The sequence below is a fragment of the Shewanella sp. M16 genome, assembly GCF_018224605.1.
In the GTDB taxonomy this organism is placed as follows: Bacteria; Pseudomonadota; Gammaproteobacteria; order Enterobacterales; family Shewanellaceae; genus Shewanella; species Shewanella oncorhynchi.
The window spans coordinates 149,512-160,444 of sequence record NZ_JAGTUL010000010.1 but is presented as its reverse complement, the minus strand read 5'-3'; the positions used below and the strand labels follow the sequence as shown (position 1 = coordinate 160,444).

Annotated in this window: 9 protein-coding genes; 3 read left to right on the top strand and 6 right to left on the bottom strand. The window is 44.3% G+C overall.

Annotated features, from left to right (window positions below):
• Nucleotides 1-87: 87 nt before the first annotated feature.
• The 6 genes from KFE26_RS09250 to KFE26_RS09225 all read right to left on the bottom strand — a co-directional run bounded on the left by KFE26_RS09250 (nucleotide 88) and on the right by KFE26_RS09225 (nucleotide 6,740).
• On the bottom strand, nucleotides 88-303 hold the full coding sequence (locus KFE26_RS09250) for a DUF2835 domain-containing protein (protein WP_028759764.1): 216 nt from the start codon (nucleotides 301-303) through the stop codon (nucleotides 88-90).
• 43 nt (nucleotides 304-346) lie between these two features.
• Nucleotides 347-2,896 (bottom strand): aminopeptidase N, encoded by a 2,550-nt coding sequence (gene pepN, locus KFE26_RS09245; protein ID WP_212600211.1) that lies wholly within the window; start codon nucleotides 2,894-2,896, stop codon nucleotides 347-349.
• Between the two features lie 84 nt (nucleotides 2,897-2,980).
• Nucleotides 2,981-5,026 carry a carboxy terminal-processing peptidase gene (gene prc, locus KFE26_RS09240; protein ID WP_198572305.1) on the bottom strand — a complete coding sequence of 682 codons (2,046 nt, stop codon included), beginning with the start codon at nucleotides 5,024-5,026 and terminating at the stop codon, nucleotides 2,981-2,983.
• A gap of 28 nt (nucleotides 5,027-5,054) precedes the next feature.
• Nucleotides 5,055-5,684 carry an RNA chaperone ProQ gene (proQ, locus tag KFE26_RS09235; RefSeq protein WP_028759761.1) on the bottom strand — a complete coding sequence of 210 codons (630 nt, stop codon included), beginning with the start codon at nucleotides 5,682-5,684 and terminating at the stop codon, nucleotides 5,055-5,057.
• Between the two features lie 280 nt (nucleotides 5,685-5,964).
• A complete protein-coding gene (locus tag KFE26_RS09230) occupies nucleotides 5,965-6,423 on the bottom strand; it encodes a GAF domain-containing protein (protein ID WP_028759760.1) in 459 nt (152 codons plus the stop codon).
• A gap of 17 nt (nucleotides 6,424-6,440) precedes the next feature.
• Nucleotides 6,441-6,740, bottom strand: a complete 300-nt coding sequence (locus tag KFE26_RS09225) for a YebG family protein (RefSeq protein ID WP_028759759.1) — start codon at nucleotides 6,738-6,740, stop codon at nucleotides 6,441-6,443.
• 207 nt (nucleotides 6,741-6,947) lie between these two features.
• Between KFE26_RS09225 and KFE26_RS09220 the strand changes: the two genes are divergently transcribed.
• Genes KFE26_RS09220 through KFE26_RS09210 form a run of 3 tightly spaced genes read left to right on the top strand, consistent with a single transcriptional unit; the run spans nucleotide 6,948 to nucleotide 10,825 of the window.
• On the top strand, nucleotides 6,948-7,580 hold the full coding sequence (locus KFE26_RS09220) for a paraquat-inducible protein A (RefSeq protein ID WP_028759758.1): 633 nt from the start codon (nucleotides 6,948-6,950) through the stop codon (nucleotides 7,578-7,580).
• Between the two features lies 1 nt (nucleotide 7,581).
• Nucleotides 7,582-8,199, top strand: coding sequence for a paraquat-inducible protein A (locus KFE26_RS09215; RefSeq protein WP_028759757.1), 618 nt, complete (start codon nucleotides 7,582-7,584; stop codon nucleotides 8,197-8,199).
• Nucleotides 8,186-10,825, top strand: coding sequence for a PqiB family protein (locus KFE26_RS09210; protein WP_212600210.1), 2,640 nt, complete (start codon nucleotides 8,186-8,188; stop codon nucleotides 10,823-10,825). The genes KFE26_RS09215 and KFE26_RS09210 overlap by 14 nt, the downstream gene beginning before the upstream one ends.
• Nucleotides 10,826-10,933 lie beyond the last annotated feature (108 nt).

Below are 10,933 nucleotides of genomic sequence, written 5' to 3'. Positions count from 1 at the left end.
ATTTAAAAATAAAATATCACAAAGCGAGCTTAGTAATCAGCCGACCGTTTAAAGTAATTGCTCTAAGTAAAGATAAACAAATTAAGACTAAACTCGATTTAATGAAACAAATTGTCCCTTGTCATCTAAAACCAATTTGAAATAGCCTTGAATGCCATTTTCGGTTAAAAAACGCCTAAAATGACGGCCATTAATCCACAAAATCCGCCCTTGAGTTTCACGAACCTCGACTTTATCGGCAAGCCCTTGATAATAAGGTAAGAAATCTCGATAGCTGATCGATAGTTTGAAATACAGTTCCATAATATCAGGGCAGCACAGACTGCTGCCCTCCTCCTACAAACTGCTATTTTGCCAATGCTTTAGAGACTTTTTCGTACATATCCTTAGATAAGTCAGGCAAAGCCAAAAGTTGCCCTAAACAGGCTTTTATCAAGGTTTGGCGGCCTAAGTCGAATTTATGATACTGGATCAATGGCGTCACCATACGGGCCGCAACCTGCGGATTGAGCTTATTAAGGGTCATTAAGCATTCGGTTAAGAAAGCATAACCCTTACCGTCTCTACGGTGGAATTGATAAATATTACCGGCAGCAAAACTGCCCACTAAAGCACGCACTCGGTTTGGATTGCTCATACTAAAGCACTTGTGTTGCTGCAACTGACGCAAACACTCAATCACATCATCTGCATCACGGGTCGCTTGCAACATAAACCATTTATCCATCACCAATGGCGTATCCTGCCAACGTAGCTCAAATGTCGTCATCAGTTCATCACGACAAGGTAAATTCCCAACATTGGCTGCCGTCAACGCACCAAGAGAATCCGTCATATTACTGGCGTTATCGAACTGAGAAATCACTAACCCCTCTGCCTCATCCGACACCCGAGCTAACCAAGTTAAACACTGATTTTTAAGGGCTCTTGCCTGCGTACTCTCTACTGCGACTAAAGAACGATATAGCGCAATCAATTCATCTTCACTATGTGAAGCGAGCTCTATTAATACAAATTCACGTGCTAAAGCTAACGCATCTAGATCGACACTCTCTGTTTGCTCAATCAAAGCCGAAGCCGTAGGTATCGCTAATATTTCGGCGATCAATGCCGGATCAAGCTCAGTGTCTAACAACACACCTTTAAAACTATCGCGCACACGGGGATCGAGAGCCATAGCTTGTTGCTGTTGTAAACTCGCCACATTTTGCCAAATAGCTTGGCTCACTAAGGTCACAGAAGCTTCCCAACGCGCCACTTCGCTGCTAGCAAAACGCATCAAGTGAACGAGTTGATCCACATTGAATCGATATTGTAATTTGACGGGCGCGGAAAAGTTTTGCAGTAACGAAGCGACAGGTTTATGAGTGAGTCCATCAAAGCTAAACACTTGTTCAGTTTGAGTAAAATTGAGGATTTCATTCACTAAAGAATGGCCCTTCGCATCTAAGAGCTCTAAGCTAAACGGAATATGCAGCGGTGATGCACAGTTCGCTAGACTTTGTTTAAGGGTCAATTGATAAACGCCCGTTTGCGCATCAAAGCTGTCAATCGCAGTCACAATCGGCGTACCAGCTTGGCTATACCATAAACGGAACTGGGTTAAATCCACTCCGCTGGCATCTTCCATTGCCGCCACAAAATCATCACAGGTGACAGCTTGGCCGTCGTGGCGTTTAAAATACAGTTTCATTCCCGCCTGAAACTTTTCTTCGCCGAGCAAAGTGTGCATCATGCGGATGACTTCAGCGCCCTTGTTATACACAGTCACAGTGTAGAAATTATTCATCTCAATGACAGATTCTGGACGAATAGGATGGGACATAGGGCCAGAATCTTCTGCAAATTGCTGATTCTTGATCACTTTAATTGCATGAATTCGATTCACAGCACGAGAGCCTAAATCTGAGCTAAATTCTTGATCGCGAAAAACCGTTAAGCCTTCTTTTAAACTTAATTGGAACCAATCGCGGCACGTTACGCGGTTTCCTGTCCAATTATGAAAATACTCATGGCCTACAACCGATTCAATGCCGTGATAATCCTCGTCGGTGGCCGTTAAGGTATCTGCAAGCACATATTTAGTGTTAAAGATATTTAAGCCTTTGTTTTCCATCGCCCCCATATTGAAAAAGTCGACGGCCACTATCATGTAAATATCTAAATCATACTCAAGATCAAAACGGCTCTCATCCCATGCCATGGATTTCTTAAGTGATGCCATCGCATGGTGTGCTTTATGTAAATTACCTTTATCAACGAACACTTGCAGGATCACTTTACGGCGACTGCGAGTAATGAACTCATCTTGCAATAGATCAAAATCGCCAGCGACTAAGGCAAATAAATACGCTGGTTTTGGAAATGGATCTTGCCAGCAAACATAATGGCGTCCGCCATCTAACTCACCTTGATCAATCAAATTACCGTTACTCAGTAAAAACGGGAATGCGGCTCTATCGGCTTCGATACGAACAGTGTATTTAGCTAATACATCAGGGCGATCAAGGAAATAAGTGATACGTCGAAAGCCCTCTGCCTCGCATTGCGTGCAGTAGGCACCATCGGACATATAGAGCCCTTCAAGACTCGAATTAGCTTCAGGATCGAGCTTAGTGATAATGTTCAGCTCAAACTCATCAAGCTCAGTTTCTAGAACTAATTGACCTGCACTAACATGGTAAGGCACAGCATCACCATTAACAGTCAGCGAAACAACGGTCAAATCTTCGCCATCCAACACTAAGGCTTGTGCATGTTTTGAAGTGCGTTTTATACGACTGATCGCCTGCACTTGGGTTTCATTGCCAGCCAAATTAAAAGCTAAATCGATAGTCTCTATCGTAAAAAGTGGCGCTTGATAATCTTTTAAGTATTTTGCTTGAGCTTGTGTCATTGCGATCCCTTTAACGCTGATCTAAATAAGAAAAAACGCGCCATAAGCGCGTTTTGATATCGGATAAATCGACTCGACTAGCGCCTACTTAGCACTAGTTTTAGCCATTTTTTGCACATCAGCCATATCTAAGGTGATATAAGCGGTTTCGTCTAAAAATGCATCTGGCAATTCAGCGTCGTCTTTAATGTCTTCCATTGATTTAACCGGTGCTAAACCATTGGCGACTCGACGCTCGTTTGTTCTGTCGAGGACTTTTTTCTCATCGGCTTCGCGGGAAGCAATACGCTCACTTTCAACCAGAGACACAGTTTTCTCTTTGTGATGCTTTTTAAAGTCGGCAATATCTTGATTGATATAGGCAAACTCTACGCTGTTTTTTATACGGTTAAGGTGCTTAGATTCAAGGCCAGTCACTAACTCAGGCGTAACATCATTAAGCGTGCCATATTGCGCCATAGGCACTTTATCCCAAGGTAAAGCATTTTTCTCTTCAGCTTCACCGTACTCCCCCGGCTCCAACGCACTTGGGTAAGCAATGTTGGGGGTCACACCTTTAATCTGTGTACTACCACCATTAATACGGTAGAACTTTTGAATCGTATACTGCACATGGCCAATTGGCTTCTCATACATGTCGTAGATACGGCCTAGGCTCTTATGCTGCTGTACTGTGCCTTTCCCAAAACTCGACTCACCGACGATCAGTGCACGGTCATAATCTTGCAATGCGGCAGCAAAAATTTCAGAGGCTGAAGCACTGTAACGGTCAACCATCACAGTCAATGGTCCTGCATAACTGGTTTTACCGTCGTTATCACGATGCGCAGACACTCGTCCATCGGCATCACGAATTTGCACTACAGGGCCCATATCGATAAAGAGTCCCGTCAGTAGCACGGCTTCCGTTAATGCACCCCCACCGTTACCTCTAAGGTCGATGACTATGCCTTCTACTTTGGCGTCGTTTAACTTCACGAGCTCTTTTTCAACGTCCTGCGACAAATTCATATAAAAACCAGGAATTTGGATCACACCGACTTTGCGATTAGCATACTCACCGTCTTTAGGTTCAATCACCTTAGAGGTTGCAGCTCTGTCTTCAAGACGAATTTTGTCGCGAACTAAGGTAACGTCGAATGGCTTCGCATTGGAACCGCCTTTCTTCGGTAAAATTTGCAGAACAACTTTACTGCCCTTAGGACCTTTAATCAGGTCGACCACGTCGTCTAAACGCCAGCCAATCACATCAACAATCTCGCCGCCTTCTTGACCGACACCGACAATCTTGTCTTCCGGCGACAGTTTTTCACTGCCAGCAGCAGGACCGCCAGTAATTAAACTTTTAATGACAGTGTAATCGTCTTCGAGTTGCAGTTGAGCACCAATACCTTCAAGGCTCAAGTTCATTTCCATTTGGAAACGTTCAGCATTGCGTGGTGAAAGGTAACTTGTATGTGGCTCAATGCTACGCGAGAAGGCATTCATCACGCCTTGGAACACGTCTTCACTGTTAGTTTGAATCAACCGTTTAATCGCGTTGTTGTAACGCTTTTGGAGGATATCAACAATCTCAGGCCATTTCTTACCTGTGAGTTTAAGATTTAGTGCATCGTATTTAACACGTTGACGCCATAACTCATTAATTTCTGTCTGGTCTTTTGGCCATGCGGCCTCATCGCGGTCGTACTCATAGGCATCACCGGGCGCAGAAAAATCCATCTCTTTATCTAATAGAGATAAAGCATAGACAAAGCCTTCATAGCGGCGCTTTTGGACGATATCAAACATTTTATAGGCAGGCTCAAGTTCACCAGAACTGAGCATGTCATCGAATTGGGTAGCATAAGGTTTAAAACTATCGACATCCGCTTGGGTTAACACATTGCGGCGATAGTCTAACTGCTGTAGATAACGATCGAAAATTTGCGCAGAAAAGGCGTCATCAAGATTGAATCTATGATAGTGCGAACGAGTGTATAAGTCCGTTACCCTTTTGCTCGCAACCTTATGTTGCGCTTCCTGCTTGAGAGTGGGTAACTCGCTGATTTGAATCGTGGGTGGTACGGCCCAAGCCGAAAATCCGACAAAAACAGTGGCGATCGAGGTAGCCAAAGTGAGTTTTCGCATCAACAAGTTACTCCGTTTTAATAAATGATTACAGCAGGATATGTTCTGCTCTAACTTTAATCGTTAGGCCACTATCAAGCTGAACATGAATATCTTCCTTGTTAATGTCAGTAATCACACCGGCTACGGGTGTCATACCTAATTTAACATTGACGCGTTGTTTTTTCGTTAAATCAGTCAATTGTGCTTGAACATAATTGACGACTGGCGCTGCAGCTTTTGGCGCAGGCTTAGCAGGACGCTCAGTTTTAGGACGCTGAGGAACAGCCACCTTTTTAGGTGCTTTCTTCGCCGCGGGCTTAGGTGCAAGTGCTGCACGTTTCGCTTTGGCCTTATCCTGACTCTCTTTCAACATGGCTTGAGCATGATCAATGTGCTCTTGCTCTAACTCGCCGCAAGGTTCGCCATCCAGGTTTACGCGTTGTGCGCCCGCTTTAACGCACTTTAAATAGCGCCAGCTGCTGGTGTAACGTCTCAAGGCAACTCTGAGCTGAGTTTTACTGACTTTAGAATCATCAGCCAACCTTTCAGCCAAATCTTGAAACAATCCGATTTTTAATGGCTTAGTTTCACCTTCAGCAATAAAGCACAAAGGAAATGTTTCATACAAATACGCCAAAATTGCATTGGTGTCGGTCAACTTTTCTGTTGATTCCATCATTACTTCCACAGTCAAAAAGGGACATCGATTCGAGGTGATATATATCAGCTTCTTACATGTCGTTTATCTTCGTTAAACTCAATATTGAGTCAACGTACAAATTAGCATCCTAGCCGCGTTTACTAAAGTTAAAAAATATACCTTAACAAATTTTGACAGCTCAAAACACTAAGCTTATTCATTGCATGCCAATCAAACCAGCTTAATGCGTGCAGGCGCATATTATAAGGCGCACGCCACCGATTGCGACTATGAATTATGCGTTATTGTACGCAAATTAATCAAATAGGCAGTTTTCAAAACTTTTAACCAGTAATTCCAGCCCCTTTTGGTCTTCTTCATCGAAACGATCGAAGATAGGACTGTCAATATCGAGCACGGCAACCACGTTACCTTGCGCACGAACTGGCACAACGATTTCAGAATTACTGGCAGAATCACAGGCAATATGACCATCAAATTGATGGACATCAGCCACTCGCTGAGTTTGATTAGTGAATGCTGCAGTACCACACACACCTTTTCCTAACGGAATGCGTGTACAAGCCACTTTACCTTGAAACGGGCCTAATACTAGTTGTTCGCCACGCATAACGTAGAATCCCACCCAGTTCAGCTCAGTTAAATTATCATTGAGCAAGGCTGAAAAATTCGCCATCGCCGCAACAAGGTCGTCTTCCCCTTCCAACAAGGCCAAGGCTTGACGGTTAAGTGACTCATAAAATTTCGATTTCATTACATTTCCTAACAATTTTATTCTGCTGCTTCGGTCTTTTTAGCCGCTTTTTTCGCTGCAGGCGGATTCATTGGCGTACTATTAACCTGAACGGCGCCTTTAAGCAAGTTCGTCAGCTCATCTTTATTGTTAGCAAAATAGAATGCGAGCTTTTCGCCCACACTTTCATCTATACCCAAATCAGCTTTTTGAATGAAGGGGATAAGGTTATCGGCGATATCGAGCATCTTATCGTAGGCATCAGCCTCCTTCTTAGATGTGAATGTCATCTTTTCAACCCCTTCTCTGACCACGACAAACTGTGTTATTACTGCCATGACTGCCCTCGCACTGTTTTTATATACAGTAACTAGAGTGACATAGATTGAACTTGTGATGCAAGTGTTCTGATTAATCTGATATTATTAGCGTACTTTCGTTGCCAAGATTATAAAAGCGCTAGACGTGGCTGAACAGCTAACTAGCACGACACTTTGCACCGTTCTCGCTGTTATTACTCCTATTAGGCTAATATATATTTTTATATGCATGAAAACGCAGCAGAAAATTCAGTAACCCTATGCCGCTCCTGCGATTTAGCAGTCCGCAAACGTGCCTTGCCTAGCGGCGTTAGAGCAATCTGTCCTCGTTGCAGCACTGCACTTTATGACACGCCATACTGCTCTGTGAATGGTATGTTAGCCCTATGTATTTCGGCATTAGTGTTTTATTTCCCTGCTAATTTTTTACCCGTACTCGAGATCCACTTTTTCGGCAGTATTCGTACTACCACGGTTTTCCAAGGGGCATTTGCAGTATTTGACCAAGGCTATTGGGTTGTAGGTGTCGCCGTACTTGCCGCAGCTGTGATAGGTCCAGGCTTATTACTGTTATCGATATTGACACAGATTTTAATTGTGAAATGGGGATTGAGTAGCCTTTTTTGGCGTAACTCATTGAAGCAGTTGTTAAAATTTCATGGCGTCTTATCGCAGCTCACTATGCTGGAAATTTATGTGATCAGCTTCTTAGTTTCATCATTTCAGCTATCTGATTTTTCGGACATTTATTTTGGTATGGGCACATTTTGCTTCACTATGCTGTTTCTCGTGACCTTGTTTCTACAAAGAGAATACGACTTAGAACATATGTGGACGTTATTGGAAGGTCATAGCTGATATGAAACAACAAGGTAAAGATATCGGCCTATGTCTCTGTAAAGTGTGTCGCCAACTCAACAGCAGTGAACTCACGCACTGTCAGCGCTGTGAAACTGAGTTGCAAGTCAGAGACTATTCCAGCCTGCAAAAAAGTTGGGCTTTGTTGATTACCGCTGCCATCTTACTGGTGCCAGCCAACATTTACCCTATCACTATGCTGACCAATCAAGGGCAAGTGCGGCACGACACCATTTTTTCAGGCATTTTGCATTTAGTGCATTCAGATATGTTGCCTATTGCCATCATAGTGTTTACCGCCAGTATTTTAGTACCATGGATTAAAATCATCGGCTTATCCATTTATCTGTGTGCGATCAGCTTTGACATTCCGATTTCAAAAAAGAAATTGATGGTGGGTTTTCACATCATCGAATGGATTGGCCGCTGGTCAATGCTCGATTTATTTGTCATCTCAATCACAGTGGCATTAGTGAACATGGGACAATTACTCGACGCGAAACCCGCGCCTGCGGCTACCGCATTTGCCTTGGTTATTCTGTTAACTCAGTTAGCCGCAAAAGTTTTAGACACTCGTTTACTCTGGGATCGATTGGAACCTCAAGATGACACAAATTGAATCGCCGAAAGTTGTAAAGAAAAAACTCTTTTCGCCCATTTGGCTGCTTCCTATTGTCGCGTTGGCATTAGGTGCTTGGCTGGGCATTAAGAGCATTAAAGAATCGGGGGTTGAAATTCAAATTCACTTTCCGAGCGCCACTGGGATTGATGTAGGTAAAACCTTAGTCAAATACCAAGGTTTAACTGTCGGTAAAGTTAAAGACATTGGCATAGATGAAGATCTCAAAGGTGTGAACGTCAAGGTCATGATGGACTACCGCGCTAAACCTTTCTTGAATAAAGAAACCCTCTTCTGGCTTGTCACACCTAAAGCAAGTATTACAGGTGTTGAAGGCTTAGATGCGCTGTTTTCGGGTAACTATATTGCTATCCAACCAGGGAAAGGTAATGCCTCGACCTTTTTTGAAGCAGAACGCCAACCGCCGCCGATGCAAATCGGCTCAGAAGGTGTGATGGTCGAATTGACCTCCGATAAACTGGGTTCGCTCGATGTTGGCTCGCCAATATTTTTTCGCCAAATCCCCGTGGGTAGCGTGGTCAGCTATCGTTTAGATGGCAATCAAAGAGTCATTATCAGCGCTTTCATTCAAGAGCAATACGCGCGGTTAGTGAAGAAAAATTCTCACTTTTGGAATGTTTCTGGCGTCAAAATTGATGCTTCACTAACTGGGGTTAAAGTCAGTTCAGAGAGTTTGGCGTCCATTCTGGCTGGCGGCGTGAGTTTCAGCTCTGACGATAAAGCAGACATAGCTAAAAACGGTGACGTTTTTTCGCTTTATGATTCAGAAACCACCGCCCTTGGCGGCATAGAAATAAGCTTGACCATGGCTGACGCTAACGGTGTCGAAAAAGGTACCCGCATCGTTTATCGCGGCATCAATATTGGCAGTATTTTAAGTAAACAACTCACGTCCAATGGTGTTACAGCCGTGGCTAAATTTGAATCTCAATACGGTTCACTGTTAACTAACGACGGCGTGTTTTGGCTTGAAGGTGCTGATATTTCCCTCTCAGGCATTAAGAATCCAGAACGCTTACTGACAGGTAGCGTGATCAACTTCCTGCCAGGCATCAACACCAAAAGCGCGGTACCAAGCAGCTTTGCCTTACAAGCCAAAGCGCCTGATTTACTGCAATCGAAGAAGCGTTTCTTGACCTTAACCTCAGCCGAAAACATGGGCATTTCAGCGGGCGCTCAAGTTCGCTTCAAGCAAATCCCCATTGGTTCCGTGCTTACAGTTAAGTTAACCAAAGATTTATCGGCGGTGGAATACCAACTCGAGCTACAACCTGAGTTTGCCAGTCTAATACGCAGCGACAGCTATTTTGTGCCTGAGTCGGCATTAACGGTAAACGCATCGTTAGACGGGGTCTCAGTCAAAGCAAGGGATTTTACAACGCTCACTCAAGGTGCAGTTAGCTTGATCCAAGGTCATAGCGACACACCTTTAGCTGCTAACAGCGCTCTGACCCTCTTTAGCTCTGTGGATGCCGCGACAGCTTTTTATGATCGTCAGCAGCAAGTGCATTTAACGTTAATCAGTCAAGATGGCGCCGATGTCAGCCAAGGCTCACCGATTTACTATAAAAAAATGCAAATTGGCACAGTTGACTCAGTGAACTGGCAAAGCAAAACCGAAGACTTCGCTATCAAGCTCGCTATCGACAAACAGTTTCAACCCTTGCTGAAAAAGCCAAAAGTATTCTGGCGTAACAGCGCCGTGGATATCAGTGCCAGTCTTGCCGGTATTGATGTCGCCGTTGCCCCGCTACAAGGGGCATTAAAGGGCAGCATCAGTCTGGGACTGCTTGATAGCAATGACAAAGTGAGCAATACAACCCCGTTAAAACTCTATGAGAGCAAGCAGTTGGCATTAAGTCAGGCGCAGGCGATTCGCCTCACGTTACCCGCCTCCAGCAAGCTTACGGCCAAGGCCGCGATTCGCTATCAAGGTCATCAAGTGGGTGAAGTGTCGCAGGTGAAGCTCAATGCGGATCTCGATACACTCACAGCTAGCGCATATCTCTACGGGGAATATGCCGAACATTTCAGCCGCAGTGACTGTGAATATCATTTAGTGGATGCACAAATTTCTCTGGCGGGGATCAAAGCGCCAGAAACGCTGATCACAGGTCCTTACATAGGAGTCTTACCGGGTAAGAGTAGTCAAAAAGCGACCCAGTTTGTTGCCAACCTCGCTGCCAGCAGCTATGCCAATGTTGCCGAAGATGCGCTGAAATTCATTCTAGAAGATACTAGCCTAGGCTCAATGAAAGTCGGCACACCTATCTTCTTCAGAGGGATTAAAGTCGGTCAAATCGACGGTTATAGCCTATCGACACAGGGGAATAGTGTATTGATGCAGGCCCATATCGAGGCACAGTACAGTCACTTAGTGAATCAAAGCAGTCAGTTCTGGGATGCCTCAGGGATTAAAGTCGATGTTGGCCTCTTCTCAGGTGCCCAAATCGAAGCGGGCTCGCTGGAAACCTTACTCGCTGGCGGCATCAATGTGGCGACTAAGGACACGACTCAAGAGGGTAATCATTTAGCGACGGGCACTGTATTAAGATTGCAACACAAAGCCGAAAACGAATGGCAGCAATGGGCACCAGCCCAGTAATTCTTTTCATCAAAATACTTACACCAACGCACTAATGTTAAAGCTCTTACAAATAAATCAGGCGCATAATGCGCCTGATTTATTTTTAGCTTCTCTCGCAATGTTATT